This is a genomic window from Bacillus sp. B28 (genome assembly GCF_029536185.1).
GTDB lineage: Bacteria > Bacillota > Bacilli > Bacillales > Bacillaceae > Bacillus > Bacillus halotolerans.
Genome location: NZ_CP120511.1, coordinates 1,413,044 through 1,429,794, shown reverse-complemented (window position 1 = coordinate 1,429,794; position 16,751 = coordinate 1,413,044). Strand labels below are relative to the sequence as shown.

General features: G+C 44.8%; 16 protein-coding genes, 1 pseudogene and 2 riboswitches. Of the genes and pseudogenes, 8 read left to right on the top strand and 9 right to left on the bottom strand.

Annotated elements, in window-relative coordinates:
* Nucleotides 1–27: 27 nt before the first annotated feature.
* Genes P3L57_RS07195 through ykoG form a run of 3 tightly spaced genes read right to left on the bottom strand, consistent with a single transcriptional unit; the run spans nucleotide 28 to nucleotide 2,756 of the window.
* Nucleotides 28–705 (bottom strand): PepSY domain-containing protein, encoded by a 678-nt coding sequence (locus P3L57_RS07195; protein ID WP_069486450.1) that lies wholly within the window; start codon nucleotides 703–705, stop codon nucleotides 28–30.
* The gene (locus P3L57_RS07190; protein ID WP_069486449.1) at nucleotides 702–2,066 is read right to left on the bottom strand and encodes a sensor histidine kinase; all 1,365 of its coding nucleotides are present in this window, start codon (nucleotides 2,064–2,066) and stop codon (nucleotides 702–704) included. The genes P3L57_RS07195 and P3L57_RS07190 overlap by 4 nt, the downstream gene beginning before the upstream one ends.
* A 3-nt stretch (nucleotides 2,067–2,069) precedes the next feature.
* A complete protein-coding gene (gene ykoG, locus P3L57_RS07185; RefSeq protein ID WP_024121132.1) occupies nucleotides 2,070–2,756 on the bottom strand; it encodes a two-component system response regulator YkoG in 687 nt (228 codons plus the stop codon).
* Between the two features lie 101 nt (nucleotides 2,757–2,857).
* Nucleotides 2,858–2,969, top strand: a riboswitch (TPP riboswitch).
* Between the two features lie 96 nt (nucleotides 2,970–3,065).
* Between ykoG and P3L57_RS07180 the strand changes: the two genes are divergently transcribed.
* The 4 genes from P3L57_RS07180 to P3L57_RS07165 are packed head-to-tail and all read left to right on the top strand — an operon-like array spanning nucleotide 3,066 to nucleotide 6,639.
* Entirely contained in the window at nucleotides 3,066–3,671 is a 606-nt protein-coding gene (locus P3L57_RS07180; RefSeq protein WP_069486448.1) for a YkoF family thiamine/hydroxymethylpyrimidine-binding protein, read from the top strand.
* Complete coding sequence (locus tag P3L57_RS07175) at nucleotides 3,668–4,267, top strand: ECF transporter S component (RefSeq protein ID WP_069486447.1); 600 nt, start codon at nucleotides 3,668–3,670, stop codon at nucleotides 4,265–4,267. Before P3L57_RS07180 ends, P3L57_RS07175 begins: the two co-directional genes overlap by 4 nt.
* Nucleotides 4,254–5,900 (top strand): ABC transporter ATP-binding protein, encoded by a 1,647-nt coding sequence (locus tag P3L57_RS07170; protein ID WP_277617516.1) that lies wholly within the window; start codon nucleotides 4,254–4,256, stop codon nucleotides 5,898–5,900. Before P3L57_RS07175 ends, P3L57_RS07170 begins: the two co-directional genes overlap by 14 nt.
* Nucleotides 5,875–6,639, top strand: a complete 765-nt coding sequence (locus P3L57_RS07165) for an energy-coupling factor transporter transmembrane component T family protein (protein WP_059292915.1) — start codon at nucleotides 5,875–5,877, stop codon at nucleotides 6,637–6,639. The genes P3L57_RS07170 and P3L57_RS07165 overlap by 26 nt, the downstream gene beginning before the upstream one ends.
* A 74-nt stretch (nucleotides 6,640–6,713) precedes the next feature.
* Here P3L57_RS07165 and rsbRB read toward each other — a convergent pair whose 3' ends face one another.
* Nucleotides 6,714–7,547: an RsbT co-antagonist RsbRB gene (rsbRB, locus tag P3L57_RS07160; protein WP_044156176.1), complete on the bottom strand. Its 834-nt coding sequence runs from the start codon at nucleotides 7,545–7,547 to the stop codon at nucleotides 6,714–6,716.
* A gap of 222 nt (nucleotides 7,548–7,769) precedes the next feature.
* On the opposite strand from rsbRB, the gene isp reads away from it, so the two are divergent.
* Nucleotides 7,770–8,729: a serine protease Isp gene (gene isp / locus P3L57_RS07155; RefSeq protein ID WP_024121126.1), complete on the top strand. Its 960-nt coding sequence runs from the start codon at nucleotides 7,770–7,772 to the stop codon at nucleotides 8,727–8,729.
* Nucleotides 8,730–8,860: 131 nt separating this feature from the next.
* A riboswitch (SAM riboswitch) is annotated at nucleotides 8,861–9,016 on the top strand.
* A 128-nt stretch (nucleotides 9,017–9,144) separates the two neighbouring features.
* Nucleotides 9,145–11,433, top strand: coding sequence for a 5-methyltetrahydropteroyltriglutamate--homocysteine S-methyltransferase (gene metE / locus P3L57_RS07150; RefSeq protein WP_044156178.1), 2,289 nt, complete (start codon nucleotides 9,145–9,147; stop codon nucleotides 11,431–11,433).
* A gap of 36 nt (nucleotides 11,434–11,469) precedes the next feature.
* On the opposite strand, the gene P3L57_RS07145 is transcribed toward metE, so the two are convergent.
* Nucleotides 11,470–12,096 (bottom strand): histidine phosphatase family protein, encoded by a 627-nt coding sequence (locus tag P3L57_RS07145; protein ID WP_069486625.1) that lies wholly within the window; start codon nucleotides 12,094–12,096, stop codon nucleotides 11,470–11,472.
* A gap of 129 nt (nucleotides 12,097–12,225) precedes the next feature.
* Between P3L57_RS07145 and guaD the strand changes: the two genes are divergently transcribed.
* Nucleotides 12,226–12,696 carry a guanine deaminase gene (gene guaD, locus P3L57_RS07140; RefSeq protein WP_059292917.1) on the top strand — a complete coding sequence of 157 codons (471 nt, stop codon included), beginning with the start codon at nucleotides 12,226–12,228 and terminating at the stop codon, nucleotides 12,694–12,696.
* Between the two features lie 31 nt (nucleotides 12,697–12,727).
* Here guaD and P3L57_RS07130 read toward each other — a convergent pair.
* Nucleotides 12,728–13,803: pseudogene (locus P3L57_RS07130) on the bottom strand (glycosyltransferase).
* Between the two features lie 119 nt (nucleotides 13,804–13,922).
* Nucleotides 13,923–14,333 carry an organic hydroperoxide resistance protein OhrB gene (gene ohrB, locus P3L57_RS07125; RefSeq protein ID WP_024121122.1) on the bottom strand — a complete coding sequence of 137 codons (411 nt, stop codon included), beginning with the start codon at nucleotides 14,331–14,333 and terminating at the stop codon, nucleotides 13,923–13,925.
* A gap of 143 nt (nucleotides 14,334–14,476) precedes the next feature.
* Between ohrB and ohrR the strand changes: the two genes are divergently transcribed.
* Nucleotides 14,477–14,920: an organic hydroperoxide resistance transcriptional regulator OhrR gene (ohrR, locus tag P3L57_RS07120; RefSeq protein ID WP_069486445.1), complete on the top strand. Its 444-nt coding sequence runs from the start codon at nucleotides 14,477–14,479 to the stop codon at nucleotides 14,918–14,920.
* Nucleotides 14,921–14,949: 29 nt separating this feature from the next.
* Here ohrR and P3L57_RS07115 read toward each other — a convergent pair whose 3' ends face one another.
* Nucleotides 14,950–15,375, bottom strand: coding sequence for an organic hydroperoxide resistance protein (locus P3L57_RS07115; RefSeq protein WP_044156181.1), 426 nt, complete (start codon nucleotides 15,373–15,375; stop codon nucleotides 14,950–14,952).
* A 126-nt stretch (nucleotides 15,376–15,501) separates the two neighbouring features.
* Nucleotides 15,502–16,749, bottom strand: coding sequence for a glutamate-5-semialdehyde dehydrogenase (proA, locus tag P3L57_RS07110; RefSeq protein ID WP_069486444.1), 1,248 nt, complete (start codon nucleotides 16,747–16,749; stop codon nucleotides 15,502–15,504).
* Nucleotides 16,750–16,751: the final 2 nt, after the last annotated feature.

The window sequence follows — 16,751 nt, the reverse complement described above, 5'->3', positions numbered from 1 at the left end:
AAAGATGAGAATTTGATGAGAAAACCATTAGTCTTCATAGATAATATTAGAAACTTTGCCGGTATAGGCGTTTATTTTCACCGTAGCTTCCTTGTCATTCGGGAGATCAACATCTACTTCAAACAGGAGAGTGCCCTCGCTTTCTTCCAAATCGGCGTCATCCGCTTTTCCTCCAGCCTCACGCTCCGCAATGGCTTTTGCCTCTTTTTCGGAAATTGTTGTCTTTTGTTTGTCTTTGCTGCTGATTTTATCAGCGGACACCACCGCTTTTGTCTTCATATCTACCTTCACTTCGTATGTTTCCCCATTATTTTTTTGAATGGTATACGACGCAACTCCGTGTTTTCGCGTGTGTTTTTTAACAGTGCCCGGCACCCGCACCAGAGCGAGCTGCTCAGCTTCTTTTTCTGTCATGTCAGATGTGTTCGTCTTTTTCACTCTGTTCATTGACAATATGTCGCCCGATTTAGCATCAGCTTTTAGAAAATAAATTCCTTTTGGATTTTCCAGAGTCATATCATACGTTTTTTTATCATTGGATTGCGTCACTTTTGTGATGTCGCCTTCATAGGAGGTTTCTACTTTTTTTATGACTGCCTCCTTTGACAGCACGTCCTCATGGGTTTGCTGAATGATAAGAACGGCGCAGATAACAATGGCTAAAACGGCCGCAGCAGCAGCTCCTGTTTTCATTCGTTTTGTCATAGCGCTCCCCCATTCTGTTCTCTAAATTGCATCGTGACATTTGTTCCCTGTCCCGGTTTGCTTTTTACAGACAGGTCAATACCATGCTCGTCGGCAATATGTTTGGCAATGGATAGACCTAAACCCGTTCCGCCTGTTTTGCGGTTACGCGCCTCATCCGCCCGGTAAAAACGTTCAAACAGGCGCGGGATATGCTCTTCAGGTATGCCGATTCCTTCATCCCTTACAGACAAAAACGGACGTCTGTTATTGGTTCCGGCGGAAATCACAATGGCCTTGTCACTATACTTTATGGCATTATCAAGCAAAATCGTCAGCAGCTGCTTTATGCGTTCTTCATCTGCCGTTACAAGCAAATTCTCCTTGTCCGTCTCGAGAAAGATGTCGCGTTTATAAACCGGCTGGAGTGTTTGTATGACGGAGCGCGACACTTCGATCAGGTCAACCGTTTTCAGATCAAGCTCCAGTTCTTTATGGGTCTTGGCCAGCGTAAGCAGCTGATTGGTCAGTTTTTTCATATGGACCGCTTCTGAATGAATAGCTTCAATGGATTCCTCAAGCACTTCAGGCTTTTTTGCCCCCCAGCGTTTCATCAGATTGCTGTAGCTTTCAATAATGGTAAGCGGGGTTTTCAGCTCGTGTGAAGCGTCTTGGACGAATTGCTGCTGTTTGTCGTAGTGCTCTTTCAGCATGCTCGCCATCTCATTAAAGGTCAGCCCCATTTGATACAGTTCGTCATGCGACTGTCCTTCCAGAGAAATTGTTTTGAATGCTTTTTCTCTCTGTATGTCTTTCATCGTTGTCACCAATTGTCTGATTGGATTGATGATATGGCGGGCGAGTAAGCTGCCGGCAAAGAAGGAAGCGATACAGACCGCAGCGCTGGCCGCAATTAAGATGATTCTTAGCAGAAAAAGACTCTCTTCTGTATGCTCCAGCCTTTCCACGAGCTGAAGAGATACGACTTGTCCGTCTGTCCAAATGACCGGGACAGCTGCTGCTGCAAACAGTTTGCCTTCATGCTTTGTCACGTCTGTCGTTTCCCCGCTGTGAAAAGAAAGAGGGAAGTCTTTATATGCTTTTTCCTTTGTGATGGTCATCACGGCTTTCCGATCCGCACTCACTATCCGCACCATTCCATTTGCCGGAAGATAGGCCTGCAGCATATCCTGCAAAGCCACTCCTTGTGTTTCGGCGGTGTGAAGAGCTTCAGCGATATTGTCCGTTTCATCGGCAAGACGGGCCGCATCCTTTGAGGTGAGTGCCGATGAAAAAATGAGATAGACCGCAGTATGAACCAACACTAATAAAATCAACAGCCAAATGGATGTATAAAGATGAATCTTTGTCTTCAGCTTCATCATTTACCCCTTAATGGTATAGCCGACCCCGCGTACGGTATGAATCAGCTGTTTTTCGTAAGGATAGTCCAATTTTTTTCTGATATATCTTATGTACACGTCGACGACATTTGTATCACCGATGTAATCAAACCCCCATACAGAGCTGAGAATTTGCTCTCTCGTCAGCACTTGCTGCGGATGCTTCAGCATATAGACGAGCAAATCAAATTCCCGGGGCGTTAATTCAACCTCTTTGTCTCCCCGTCTGACTTCACGTGTTTTCTCGTTCACCTGCAAATCGTCATATGTCAAAAATGTGCCGATATCCTCTGTTTTGCTTCCGGTTTGGCGGAGCGCCGCTCTGATTCTGGCAAGCAATTCTTCAATTTCAAACGGCTTGGTGACATAGTCATTCGCACCGATGTCAAGCCCCGTTACCTTATCTGGAACGCTGTCGCGGGCTGTTAACAAAATAACCGGTGTCTCTTGATCCGTTTTCCTCAGCCGGCGCAGCACTTCAAGCCCGCTCAACCCTGGCAGCATGACATCGAGCAGCAATAGGGAATACGAACCTTCTGTGGCCGCGTTAAGTCCTTCAGAGCCATTATGTTTGATGGTGACGCTGTATCCTTCATATTCCAATTCAAGCTGAAGGACCCTCGCGATTTTTTCTTCATCTTCCACAATTAATATGTGCCCTTTTTCCAATTCCGATCATCCTCTCATGTTCCTATATGAAAAAAATGATTTCATTGTTTACAAAATGATTCTTATCATCTATTATGATGTCAAAATAAAAAATTGTATACGGAAAGCACTAGGGGTGCTGTTATGGCTGAGATAAAGCGCGAAAAACCGCGCTTTGATCCCTTATGACCCGATCTGGATAATACCAGCGTGGGGAAGTGCAGGTTGACCGAAAGGTGTATTTTTTCGTGCGCTTACTCGATCTATGACTGCATATTCCCTAAGGATATGCAGTTTTTTATTTTACCAAAAAAACAGGAGGTCAGAGAAATGGACAACTTATGCGGCACAAGCAAAATCGCCGGATTTCGGTTCTCTTTATACCCGATGACAGATGATTTTATCAGTGTGATCAAGTCTGCGCTGAAAAAAACGGATACGTCAAAGGTTTGGACAAAAACCGATCATATCAGCACAGTTTTGCGCGGATCGATCGCTCATGTATTCGACGCCGCCAAAGCCATCTACCTGTATGCAGCAAATAGCGAAAAGCACATTGTCATGAACGGGACGTTTTCCATCGGCTGCCCCGGCGATACACAAGGAGATACATATCTGACAGCAGATGAAAAGCGAGTCAATGAAGAATCTGTTCACGACCTGAATGTAGAGGCTCCATGCCAATTTGCACTTTATCCGATGAATGAGCCGAACTATATGGACATCATCATGAAAGCTGTTGAAATCGCTAAGGCTGACGGCACCTTTGTACAGGGTGTTCATTACGCAAGTGAGGTAGACGGAGATGCACACGACGTGTTCCGGACACTGGAAGCCGCTTTCCGCATGGCAAATCAGCAAACAGCCCATGTCACCATGACCGTGAACTTCTCGGCAAACAGTCCATCAAGAAAACAGAAAGCAGGGATAAAATGAAAAGCTGGAAAGTAAAAGAAATTGTCATCATGTCTGTTATCAGTATTGTTTTTGGCATTGTTTATTTAGTATTCACCCATTTCGGAAACGTACTTGCAGGGATGTTCGGGCCCATCGCTTATGAACCGATTTACGGCATTTGGTTTATCGTGTCGGTGATTGCCGCGTACATCATTCGTAAACCGGGCGCGGCCCTTGTTTCAGAAATCATCGCAGCTCTCGTTGAATGTTTGCTGGGAAATCCTTCAGGCCCGATGGTTATCGTGATCGGCATTGTTCAAGGTCTCGGAGCAGAAGCTGTATTTCTTGCGACACGCTGGAAAGCATATTCCCTTCCTGTGCTGCTTCTGGCGGGTATGGGGTCTTCGGTGGCCAGCTTTATTTATGATTTCTTTGTTTCCGGTTATGCGGCGTACTCACCGGGCTATCTGCTCATTATGCTTGTGATCCGTCTCGTTTCAGGTGCGGTCCTGGCCGGCCTTCTCGGAAAAGCTGTCAGCGATTCTCTCGCATATACGGGTGTCTTAAACGGAATGGCACTCGGAAAGGAACTGAAAAAGAAACGGAAACGGGTATCAAATCATGCAAGCCTATAACAAGTTGCTTTCGGTTGATCGGCTTAACTTTTCATATGAAGAAAACGAGAAACCGATTTTTCAGGATATAACGTTTGAGCTCCAAAAAGGAGAATGCGCTTTATTGTTAGGGCCGAGCGGGTGCGGAAAAAGCTCGCTTGCCCTCTGTTTAAACGGGCTTTACCCTGAAGCTTGCGACGGGATGCTGTCTGGGCATGTATTCTTATTTCAAAAACCGATCACTGACGCTGAAACCTCTGAAACAATCGCTCAGCATGTCGGAGTCGTCTTTCAGGATCCTGATCAGCAGTTTTGTATGCTGACAGTAGAGGATGAAATCGCCTTTGGATTGGAAAATCTTCAAGTCCCCCAAGAAGAAATGGTGAAGAAAATTGATGACGTTCTGGAAAAATTACATATCACTCATGTAAAGGAAAAAACGATTTCTACTCTGTCAGGGGGACTGAAGCAAAAAGTCGCGCTCGCCTGTATTTTGGCAATGGAGCCTGAGCTCATTATTCTGGATGAACCGACTTCCCTTTTAGACCCTTATTCAGCACGGGAATTCGTTCAAATGATCAAAGAGCTTCAGCAGGAAAAAGGCTTCGGCCTTCTCGTGATCGAACACCAGCTTGATGAGTGGGCGCCTTGGGTTGAAAGAACAATCGTACTGGATGGAGCAGGCAAGAAAGCCTTAGACGGGCCGACTAAGGATATGTTTCAGCATCACTCAAACATGTTAAGAACAATGGGAATCGCTGTGCCAAAAATTTGCGGCTTACAAGAAAATGTGAGCATACCATTTACATTGTCAAAAGAAACGCTGTTCAAGGAACCCTTCCCGGCTGGGCCTGCTGAAGAAGCGGCGGTTCTTTCTGCTGAACACGCAGTGCAGGTCCAGAACTTATCGTTTTCAAGAGGACAGCAGACCATTTTCAAAGACATCAGTTTTTCATTGCGTGCAGGCTCTTTGACGGCACTTGTCGGACCAAACGGCACAGGAAAATCTACGCTGTTGTCTGTTCTCGCCCGTTTGCTCAAACCGAAAAGTGGTAAGATTCTTCTGCATGATAAGCCGCTGGAGTCTTACAAAGAAAAAGAGCTTCGCAAACAAATGGGATTGGTTTTCCAAAATCCAGAGCACCAGTTTGTGACTGACACAGTATATGATGAGCTGCTGTTCGGCCATACGGCAAATGCCGAAACCGAGAAAAAAGCGCAGAATCTGCTGCAGCGTTTCGGCATTGCACATTTGGCGGACCACCATCCGTTTGCGATCAGCCAAGGGCAAAAACGGCGGCTGAGTGTCGCCACCATGCTGATGCACGATGTAAAGGTTTTGCTTTTAGACGAACCGACCTTTGGCCAAGACGCCAAAACAGCGGCTGAATGCATGGAGATGATTCAGCATATCCAGACAGAAGGCACCGCTGTCCTCATGATCACACACGATATGGAGCTTGTATCTTCTTCATATGCTGACAGCGTGCTTGTGCTTCACGGCACACATTTGGCCTTTGACGGAACACCGGAACAATTATTTTCTAGGGAAGCCGAGCTCGTCCAAAAAGCAAAGCTCACCCTCCCCCTTCGATATGAATGGATGACATACCAGCAGGAGGTGCGTGATGAAGCAGCCGTTACATCTCATTAACCCGGCAGTAAAAGCAGCGGCGGTTTTTTGCTGTGTCGTCATGCTGTCGTTTATTTACAATCCTTACACCCCGGCGTGTTTTTATATCATGATTGTTGCGGGTGTCCTGTTGGCGGCCAGAATACCGCTGAAAAAATGGCTTTTGTTCACGATTCCGTTTTTGATTTTAGCATTCGGCTGCGTATGGACAGCCGCTGTTTTCGGCAAGATTCCGACGACCGCAGATAATTTTCTGTTCCAAGCCGGCCCTTTTTCGATCAACAGTGAAAATGTGGCTGTCGGCATCTCACTCGGGTTTCGGATTTTGTGCTTTTCCGCCTTATCGATGATGTTTGTTTTTACAACCGATCCGATTTTATTTATGCTGAGTCTCGTACAGCAGTGCAAGCTGTCCCCGAAGCTCGCATACGGTGTCATTGCCGGATTTCGTTTTCTCCCTCTGTTAAAAGAGGAGGTCCAGCTGATCCAGCAAGCACATAAAATCCGAAGCGGAGCGGCGGAAAATGGCTTAAAAGAAAACATAAGCGCGTTAAAGCGCTATACCATCCCGCTATTAGCAAGCGCGATCAGAAAAGCGGAACGAACAGCTCTTGCGATGGAATCAAAAGGATTTACAGGCAGCCGAAACCGGACGTATTACCGGTCGCTTACCGTCAGCCCGCGCGACTGGCTGTTCTTTTTCCTCGTTCTCTTGCTATTCGCAGGATCTTTTCTTGTGTCTTTATGTTTTACCTCGTAAAAAAAGCCGCTATGTTTGGGTCTGACCCCTGTTTTTGAGACAGGGGCCAGTCCCGTTGAATAGCGGCTTTTTTATTATTGATGATAGTTCAATGCTTGGGCAAGATTGGTTTTAATATTAATGTTCGTAAAATCAATTCCAAGCTGTACAGCGGTTTGCGCAATTTCTGGTCTGATTCCAGACAATGTGGATCTGACACCGATTAAAGTAAGCGCCTCAATCAATTTAAAGATTTGATGCGCCACCATTGTATCAACAACGACGACACCTGAAAGATCGATCAACAGATGCTCAACGCGTCTTTTCGCACATGCATTAAGCGTGTTCTCAAGAATAAACTTTGCCCGTTCAGTATCAATATCACCGACAAGCGGCAGCAGAGCTGTCGTTTTGCTCAGAGTAATGACAGGCGAGCTTAATTCCAGTATCATTTCTCTCTGGGCATTTAATTGCTGTTTTGCATTCGATTCAGCGTGATCGACGAATGTATAAATGGTAAAATCAAAAACTTTCACAATCAAATCGGCCCATTTTTGTTTCTCTCCCGGTCCAAATGCCGACTCGTTTTCTTCTGCGAACTTCTCATAATACTTCGTATATAATCTTCGGTTTCTCATAAACTCACGGATGACGTATTGCACCGGGGTATCGAGATGTTTTTGATCATTCGTCAGCTCAATAACCCATTGTTGAAATTCATCGAGAAATTGTTTTTCCGGTAAAACATACATGTAATTCAGATGCCGGTAGAACTCTCTGTCCTGCTCTTTCAGCTCCTCGGTTACAGTTGCATTATGTAAGGCATAAATCGAATTCGGATCACTTTCCTCCATTGTGTCAATCCATTCCTCGGCCATTTGTTCTACATGCTCAGAAAAAAACGCAAATATTTTTTCATTCAGTTTCATCACACTGCTCCTTTCCCACCTTCTATTATAACTTGACTGACAGCTGAATCCCAGCCATACACGCTAGAGACATCCATTATTTTGAAAATTACTAATCCATTGGATTGTATCCTATTTTTTCAAAATGCTTCAAACGACTCTGTCCGAGCGGCTGCTTTTTTCATATAATGTGAGATAACACCCTTGTATCCACTTGCAAGCATAAAAAAGGAGGGCTTTTTTATGAATGGTGAAATCCGCTTGATCCCGTATGTGACGAATGAGCAGATCATGGATGTGAACGAGCTTCCTGAGGGTATTAAAGTGATTAAGGCGCCAGAAGTGTGGGCAAAAGGGGTTAAAGGCAAAGACGTAAAAATTGCTGTATTGGACACCGGCTGCGATACGAGCCATCCCGATTTAAAAAACCAAATCATCGGCGGAAAGAATTTCACAGATGATGACGGCGGCAAGGAAGATGCCATTTCCGACTACAACGGACACGGCACACACGTTGCCGGAACGATTGCGGCTAACGATTCAAACGGCGGCATCGCCGGGGTTGCGCCTGAGGCAAGCCTTTTAATTGTAAAGGTGCTTGGCGGTGAAAACGGCAGCGGAAAGTACGAATGGATTATTAACGGCATTAACTATGCTGTTGAGCAAAAGGCTGATATCATCTCAATGTCCCTTGGCGGACCGAGCGATGTGCCTGAACTGGAGGAAGCGGTCAAAAACGCCGTCAAAAACGGAGTGCTAGTCGTTTGTGCCGCGGGAAATGAAGGTGACGGCGACGAACGCACAGAGGAGCTTTCCTATCCTGCTGCGTATAATGATGTAATTGCGGTTGGATCTGTTTCAGTAGCGCGTGAATCGTCAGAATTTTCAAACGCAAATAAAGAGATTGATCTTGTTGCACCTGGTGAAAACATTTTATCCACTCTTCCCAACAAGAAATACGGGAAGCTTACCGGCACTTCAATGGCTGCCCCTCATGTCAGCGGAGCGCTTGCTTTAATTAAAAGCTTTGAAGAAGAATCTTTTCAAAGAGAGCTTTCTGAATCTGAGCTTTATGCGCAGCTGATCCGCAGGACACTTCCGCTCGATATCGCAAAAACATTGGCGGGGAATGGATTCCTGTATTTAACCGCTCCTGATGAGCTGTCAGAGAAAGCAGAGCAATCACATTTACTGACCCTATAATATTATTTTTCTCATATAATATATACCGTAATTTGTAAAAAAAATTTCAAAATCTTTGTTGACAATGAATTTGAATTGCTGTTAAGATTACCAACAAATGATTCAACTTTTCAAAAAATTAATAACATTTTCTCTTATCGAGAGTTGGGCGAGGGATTGGCCTTTTGACCCCAACAGCAACCGACCGTAATTCCATTGTGAAATGGGGCGCACTGATTTTCGCGCCGAGATTTATATCTCTTAAGGCACGGTGCTAATTCCATCAGATTATTTCTGAGAGATGAGAGAGGCTGTGTGTTTTGCAAAAAAGCCTCTTTCTCTCATGGGAAAGAGGCTTTTTAGTTGTGAGAAAACCTCTTAACAGCCTGTATCCGCGGGTCAACAAGAGTGTTTTACATATAAAGGAGGAGAAACAATGACAACAATCAAAACATCAAATTTAGGATTTCCAAGAATCGGACTGAACAGAGAATGGAAAAAATCGCTTGAAGCGTATTGGAAAGGAAACAGCGATAAAGATACGTTTTTGAAGCAAATCGATGAATTATTCTTATCCGCAGTGAAAACGCAAATTGACCAGCAGATTGATGTTGTGCCTGTTTCTGATTTCACACAGTATGATCATGTTCTTGACACTGCGGTCAGTTTCAACTGGATCCCGCAACGCTTCAGACACCTGACTGACAGTACAGATACATACTTCGCCATCGCCCGCGGAATAAAAGACGCCGTATCAAGTGAAATGACAAAATGGTTTAATACAAACTACCATTACATCGTGCCTGAATATGACGAGAGCCTAGAGTTCCGCCTGACAAGAAACAAACAGCTTGAAGATTATCGCCGAATCAAACAGGAGTACGGCGTTGAAACAAAACCTGTTATCGTCGGCCCTTATACGTTCGTCACGCTTGCAAAAGGCTACGAGCCATCTGAAGCTAAAGCAATTCAAAAGCGTCTCGTGCCGTTATATGTACAGCTTTTAAAAGAGCTTGAAGAAGAAGGCGTAAAATGGGTGCAAATTGATGAACCTGCGCTTGTCACCGCTTCAGCTGAGGATGTACGCGGCGTAAAAGAGTTATTCGAGAGCATCACAAATGAGCTTTCTTCCTTGAATGTGCTTTTGCAAACGTACTTCGATTCTGTTGATGCTTATGAGGAGCTCATTTCTTATCCTGTACAGGGCATCGGGCTTGATTTCGTTCATGATAAAGGCAGAAACCTGGAACAGCTTAAGACACACGGCTTTCCGAAAGATAAAGTGCTGGCAGCCGGTGTCATAGACGGACGCAACATTTGGAAAGCGGATCTTGAAGAACGCCTGGATGCCGTGCTTCATATCCTCAGCATTGCACAGGTTGATGAATTGTGGATTCAGCCTTCCAGCAGCCTGCTTCATGTTCCGGTAGCGAAACACCCAGATGAGCATTTGGAACAGGATCTGCTGAACGGATTGTCCTACGCGAAAGAAAAACTGGCAGAGCTAACAGCTTTAAAAGAAGGCTTAGTATCAGGCAAAGCCGCCATCAGTGAGCAAATTCAGCAAGCGAAAGCGGACATCAAAGCGCTCAAACAATTTGCAACAGGAGCCAATTCTGAACAAAAGCAAGAGCTGGAACAATTAAGCGATAAAGACTTCAAGCGCCCCATTCCGTTTGAAGAACGCTTAACCCTGCAAAATGAATCTCTCGGACTCCCGCTTTTGCCGACAACAACAATCGGAAGCTTCCCGCAGTCTGCTGAAGTACGCAGCGCACGCCAAAAATGGCGGAAAAACGAGTGGTCTGATGAACAATACCAAAACTTTATCAATGCGGAAACGAAAAGATGGATTGATATTCAGGAGGAATTGGATCTTGATGTTCTTGTTCACGGTGAATTCGAACGGACAGACATGGTTGAATACTTTGGTGAAAAGCTGGCCGGCTTCGCCTTTACGAAATACGCCTGGGTTCAATCATACGGTTCACGCTGTGTACGCCCGCCGGTCATTTATGGAGATGTAGAGTTTATTGAACCGATGACAGTGAAAGATACTGTATACGCTCAATCGTTAACATCCAAGCATGTAAAAGGAATGCTGACAGGTCCTGTTACGATTTTAAATTGGTCTTTCCCTCGGAACGATATCTCGAGAAAAGAAATCGCGTTCCAAATCGGACTCGCCCTCCGCAAAGAAGTAAAAGCGCTTGAAGAGGCGGGCATTCAAATCATTCAAGTCGATGAGCCAGCTCTGCGTGAAGGCCTTCCGTTAAAAAACCGTGATTGGGATGAGTACTTGACTTGGGCTGCCGAAGCATTCAGATTAACAACCTCTTCCGTGAAAAATGAAACACAAATTCATACACATATGTGCTACAGCAACTTTGAAGACATCGTCGATACGATCAATGATCTTGACGCTGATGTCATTACGATCGAACACAGCAGAAGCCACGGAGGATTTTTGGATTACTTAAAAGAGCATCCGTATTTGAAAGGGCTTGGGCTTGGTGTTTATGACATTCACAGTCCACGTGTTCCGTCAACTGAAGAAATGTACAACATTATCGTTGATGCGCTTGCCGTATGTCCGACTGACCGTTTCTGGGTAAATCCTGACTGCGGTTTAAAAACAAGACAGCAGGAAGAAACAGTCGCAGCCTTAAAAAATATGGTTGAAGCGGCGAAACAGGCAAGAGCTAAGCAGACACAGCTTGTATAATACGAAAACCATCTGCAAATGCAGATGGTTTTTCTTTTAGAAAACAGAAATCGGTTTTCGATGCTCCCCATCCCCTTCTTTTAGTATTTTGGCTGTTCCGTTTTTATCAAATGCCACAAGGCTCAAAGACGTATCATGTATGTAAGCAGAATTCCATATGTCATGAATGCCTCTTTCCTTTATGATATTTAACAGCATTAATATAAAGACAGAATGGGTAACCAGAAGAATATTCCCGGAAGAATGGCTGTCTAAAATCGATTGGAGAGCCAGCCGTGCCCTGCTTTCGAGGTCAAAAAACGTTTCACATCCCGGCTGGCGATATGCTTCAGGATGATGAAAATAAGCATGAAAAAGATCAGGTTCGTCTCTTTCAATATCCTCTTGTTTTTTCCCTTCCCATGGCCCCAGCGACATTTCTCTGAATATACGATCTTTCACCAGCGGCAGGCGGCGCGATCCCAATATAGCTTTTGCCGTCTCTTCTGTCCGCTTGCTCGGGCTGATGTAAACCTGATTGAATTCAATATCCTTCAGCCGTTCTCCAAGAGCGCGGGCATTGTACAGCCCAAGTTCTGTTATACCAGAATCCAGCCAGCCCTGCATCCTTTTTTCTACGTTCCAATGTGTCTGTCCATGCCTGGCAATATACAAATGCAGCATATGCTCCCCCCCTTTTTTCATCTTAGCAAATCCCCCAAATATTTTGTTTATTTTTCATTTTTTTGAGAATGTTTTTTGCACTTCTTTTCGGCTATACTTATATCATTCGATCGACTGGGAGGGTATGGGATGAATCATGAAGCGTTTTTAAAGCGGGCTGTCGAGCTTGCTCGTGAAGGAGTGAATGCTGGAATTGGCGGGCCTTTTGGAGCCGTTATCGTGAAGGACGGGGCCATTATAGCCGAAGGACAGAACAACGTTACTACAAACAATGATCCGACTGCCCATGCGGAAGTAACTGCTATTCGAAACGCCTGTAAAGCGCTTGGGACATACCAGCTTGATGACTGCATGTTATATACGAGCTGCGAGCCTTGCCCCATGTGCTTAGGCGCCATCTACTGGGCCCGGCCGAAAGCCGTTTACTATGCTGCTGAGCATACAGATGCTGCTGAAGCCGGTTTTGATGATTCATTCATTTATGAAGAAATCGATAAACCTGCTGAAGAAAGAACGATCCCCTTTTATCACGTGACTCTCGCGGAGCATTTATCTCCGTTTCAAGCATGGCGGGATGTTGACCATAAAAAAGAATATTAAAGGATCAGGCATGTGCGGCCTGATCCTTTGTTCATTCACTGAGCAGCTGCTGTGCCTGAGTACACCTCGGGTTTGCTTTCAGCGTTTTTTGCAAATATAAAACTGCTGTCATATATTGATGCAATTCAGCGTGACAGACGCCCAGCCAGCAAAGGGATCGAAAATCAGCGGCTCCTTTAACCTGTACATACTGATGGTTTTCACCTTGCGTTTGCAGACAGGATTCAAATGCTGTAATCGCTTCTCTGACTTTTTTAAGCTGATACATCATTATTCCTTTGTAGTAGTAAAGGGGCTGTAATCCGGATAATGCCGCAGTGCTTCATCAATATCCCGCTCAGCTTCTTCATACCGTTCAGAATCAATGAAGAGTTTAAACTTGATATAATATAAAACCGCTGGAGGAATTTGCTTTTTGCTGTTACATTCATTTATGCACTTCATTGCCAGGCGGATGGCTTTGCTCTGTTCGCCGCCTCTGTCGTACTCAGCTGCTTTCTGATAAATGAGAAGCGGGTCGTCATATGACGTCAATAATTCTGTATTCAATATGCTTAAATTACGTTTATGCTTACACTTTGCCTCCTGCTCCAGATAGCCGTAATGGTGAATAACACAAGGGAGAGAGAAGGCGCTGCTTGCCTCCTCACCCACGGGCTTTTCGCAAATTCTTCCCTTAAACGTTATCTTCCGCTGATTCCGTATCAGTCTGATCTGCATTTGTTCAAATGCTTCGTTTTCATCCCATTGCTTTCCCGTGTAGTTTATAACCTTTACATAACCAAGGGGCTGCCTGCAGTCATTCAGCAGTGAACGCAGCAAGCTTCCCGTATCCACGTCTAACTCTTCATCTGCATCCAAAATCAAAATCCACTCACCCTTGGCATGCTGTAAACTGATGTTTCTTGCCTGCGAATAATCCTGTGTCCATTGATGATGATAGACCTGAGCATGAAAACTTCTGCAAATTTCTACTGTTTGATCGTTTGATCCGGTATCAACGACAATGATTTCATCAGCAATATGCTGCACGCTTTCTAAACAGCGGACAATATGACGTTCTTCATTTTTGACAATCATACAAACTGACAGCTTCGGTCTTTTCATTCGCTCACCTTTTCTCTAGTCTGAATCCACCTATACTACATGTATTCACACTCCGAAAAGATCATAACCAATCCGTTCATATCAAAAAAACATCCTGAGAACTCTCAGGATGCTGCAAATTATTTTAATTCTAATTTCACATCAACATTTCCTCTTGTTGCTTTTGAATAAGGACAAAATTCATGAGCAGCCTCGACAAGCTCTTGGGCTTTATCCCGATCCAATCCCTTTGTATTGACGACAAGTGTGACTCCGATTTTAAAGCCGCCGTCACTTTCATCCTTCATGAGGCTGACCTGTCCTTCTATTTCTGAATCAATGTCAATATTTTGTTCTTTGGCCACGTGTTCAAGCGCGCCGCCAAAGCATGCTGCATAGCCTGCAGCAAAGAGCTGTTCCGGGTTTGTTCCGGTTTGTCCTTCTTTTTTTGCATTGGGCATGACAATGTCAAAATCGAGTACCCCGTCATCTGATTGAATATGTCCTGCACGTCCGCCGCGAGCGGTGGCTTTTGCTGTAAATAGTGCCATTTGTTTTCAGCCTCCTTATTTGTCTTTAGTTGTTATATTTCCCATACAAATCTTTTTAAACATGTTTTGTTTGCCGAGAATAGGAAAAGTGATGTTTTTCAGCTACAATAGTATGTAATGTCAGAAAGAGTTGGTGAACACAGATGGAAAATGAATTTGACCATATGAAATTGGAGAATCAGCTTTGTTTTTTGCTTTATGCGAGTTCGCGGGAGATGACAAAGCAGTACAAGCCGCTGCTTGAAAAGCTGAATGTGACATACCCTCAATATTTGGCTTTGCTTTTATTGTGGGAACACGAAACACTTTCCGTCAAAACAATGGGTGAGCTTCTGTATTTGGATTCCGGAACGCTGACACCGATGCTGAAACGGATGGAGCAGCAGGAATTGATTATAAGAAAAAGATCTGAAGAGGATGAGCGGTTGGTGATGATCAGCCTGACAGAGAACGGAACGTTATTAAAAGAAAAAGCGGCTGATATTCCGGGAACGATTCTGGCACTCTCAGGCCAGTCCGATGAGGAATTGAAACACTTAAAATCGGCTCTATATACATTGCTTGAAACGCTGCACCAAAAAAAATGAGGATGCCCTATGTGAGGCATCCTCATTTTTTATTCAGCGACTTCCAATGTGACATCGATATTTCCGGAGGTTGCTTTTGAATAAGGGCAGACACCGTGGGCTTTTTGCACAAGTGCCTGTAATTCTGATGCACTGATCCCTTTTCCTTTCACCTGCAGCGTCACACCCAGTTTGTAGCCTTGATCTGCTTCATCCTTTAGCAGGCTGACATGCGCTGTAACCTCGGTCTCCACTTTCACTCGTTCTGTTCTTGCTACAAGCTGAAGTGCGCTGTCAAAGCAAGCTGCGTAACCTGCGGCAAACAGCTGCTCCGGATTTGTCGCTTTTTCTAATTTCTTAGCTCTCGGTGTTCCCGGCATTGCGACATCGAGCTCGAGAACGCGGTCTGAGGAAATAATTTTACCTTCTCTTCCTCCTATCGCTGAAACGGATGCTGTAAATAATGGCTGACTCATATTGTATTCCCCCTCTTTTGTTTTACACAATTAAATTGTACACAATTAAATTTATCGTGTCAATTTTTTATTCATAAAAAAAGCTTACCTCCTTTTAGAGATAAGCTTTTTAGAGAATACATCGTGCTATTCGCGAATTTGTCCTGTTCCTTTAATGATATATTTTGTAGAAGTTAATGCAGGAAGCCCCATCGGTCCTCTTGCATGAAGCTTTTGTGTACTGATGCCGATTTCTGCTCCGTAGCCAAATTCAAAGCCATCGGTAAAACGGGTCGACGCGTTATGATAGACCGCGGCGGCGTCTACAGCCGTTTGAAAGTAAGCCGCATGCAGATCGTTTTCAGTTAAAATGGCTTCAGAATGATTAGTGCCGTATTTCTGGATATGCTGCACGGCTTCCTGTACACTTTCAACCGTCTTTACACTGATGACAGGCCCTAAGTATTCCGTTCCCCAATCTTCTTCTGACGCCTGTTTGCTTGAAGAATGAAGCCCGCATACGAATTCATCGCCGCGGATTTCGACTCCCGCTTTTTCCAGCTGCGTCAGCAATTCTTTTCCGTGCTGCTCTGCCCATGCTTTGTGGATCAGCAGTGATTCAATCGCGTTGCACACGGAAGGGCGCTGCGTTTTGGCGTTTATGACAATCTTTTCAGCCATTTGCTGATTTGCCGTTTCATCTATGAAAATATGACAGTTGCCGGCTCCGGTTTCTAATACCGGGACTGTTGATTCTCTTACAACGAGATCAATCAGTTTTTTTCCTCCGCGCGGAATCAATACATCCAATCCGTCATTTAACGTAAAGAGTTCTTTTGCTGTCTCTCTGCTCGTATCCTCAATCAGCTGCACAGCGTTGATTGGAAGCGCTGATTGCTCAAGCGCTCTGTGAATAACACTGACGAGTGCTTTGTTGCTGTGAATGGCCGAGGAGCTCCCCCGCAGGACAACCACATTTCCTGTTTTCAGGCAAAGGGTAGCCGCATCAACTGTGACGTTTGGCCTCGCCTCGTAAATCATTCCGGCAACACCGAGCGGCACACGGATTTTTTCAATAAACAGGCCGTTCTCTTTTTCAATTGTTTCAAGAGATTCGCCGACTGGGTCAGCCAGATCAATCAATAGCTCTACCGCGTCCGCGATGTCGCGTATGCGTTTCTCATCCAGCGTGAGACGGTCAATGACATCGGGTGTTAACCCATTTGCTTTTCCGTTCTCAATGTCTTTTGCATTTTCCGATAAGAGAAAATCCAATTCTTTACGGAGTCCATTTGCAATAAGACTAAGCGCCTCATTTTTTTCAGCCGTTGTTTTCATCATCATTTCAGCTGCTGCTTCTTTTGCCAGCTTCGCTTTTACAGAAACTTCACTCATTT

Coding starts and splice junctions, on each gene's coding strand:
- P3L57_RS07195 (WP_069486450.1), bottom strand. CDS start 705: ATGACAAAACGAATGAAAACAGGAGCTGCTGCTGCGGCCGTTTTAGCC.
- P3L57_RS07190 (WP_069486449.1), bottom strand. CDS start 2,066: ATGAAGCTGAAGACAAAGATTCATCTTTATACATCCATTTGGCTGTTG.
- P3L57_RS07180 (WP_069486448.1), top strand. CDS start 3,066: ATGGACAACTTATGCGGCACAAGCAAAATCGCCGGATTTCGGTTCTCT.
- P3L57_RS07175 (WP_069486447.1), top strand. CDS start 3,668: ATGAAAAGCTGGAAAGTAAAAGAAATTGTCATCATGTCTGTTATCAGT.
- P3L57_RS07170 (WP_277617516.1), top strand. CDS start 4,254: ATGCAAGCCTATAACAAGTTGCTTTCGGTTGATCGGCTTAACTTTTCA.
- P3L57_RS07165 (WP_059292915.1), top strand. CDS start 5,875: ATGAAGCAGCCGTTACATCTCATTAACCCGGCAGTAAAAGCAGCGGCG.
- rsbRB (WP_044156176.1), bottom strand. CDS start 7,547: ATGAAACTGAATGAAAAAATATTTGCGTTTTTTTCTGAGCATGTAGAA.
- isp (WP_024121126.1), top strand. CDS start 7,770: ATGAATGGTGAAATCCGCTTGATCCCGTATGTGACGAATGAGCAGATC.
- metE (WP_044156178.1), top strand. CDS start 9,145: ATGACAACAATCAAAACATCAAATTTAGGATTTCCAAGAATCGGACTG.
- P3L57_RS07145 (WP_069486625.1), bottom strand. CDS start 12,096: ATGCTGCATTTGTATATTGCCAGGCATGGACAGACACATTGGAACGTA.
- guaD (WP_059292917.1), top strand. CDS start 12,226: ATGAATCATGAAGCGTTTTTAAAGCGGGCTGTCGAGCTTGCTCGTGAA.
- ohrB (WP_024121122.1), bottom strand. CDS start 14,333: ATGGCACTATTTACAGCAAAAGCCACCGCTCGCGGCGGACGTGCAGGA.
- ohrR (WP_069486445.1), top strand. CDS start 14,477: ATGGAAAATGAATTTGACCATATGAAATTGGAGAATCAGCTTTGTTTT.
- P3L57_RS07115 (WP_044156181.1), bottom strand. CDS start 15,375: ATGAGTCAGCCATTATTTACAGCATCCGTTTCAGCGATAGGAGGAAGA.
- proA (WP_069486444.1), bottom strand. CDS start 16,749: ATGAGTGAAGTTTCTGTAAAAGCGAAGCTGGCAAAAGAAGCAGCAGCT.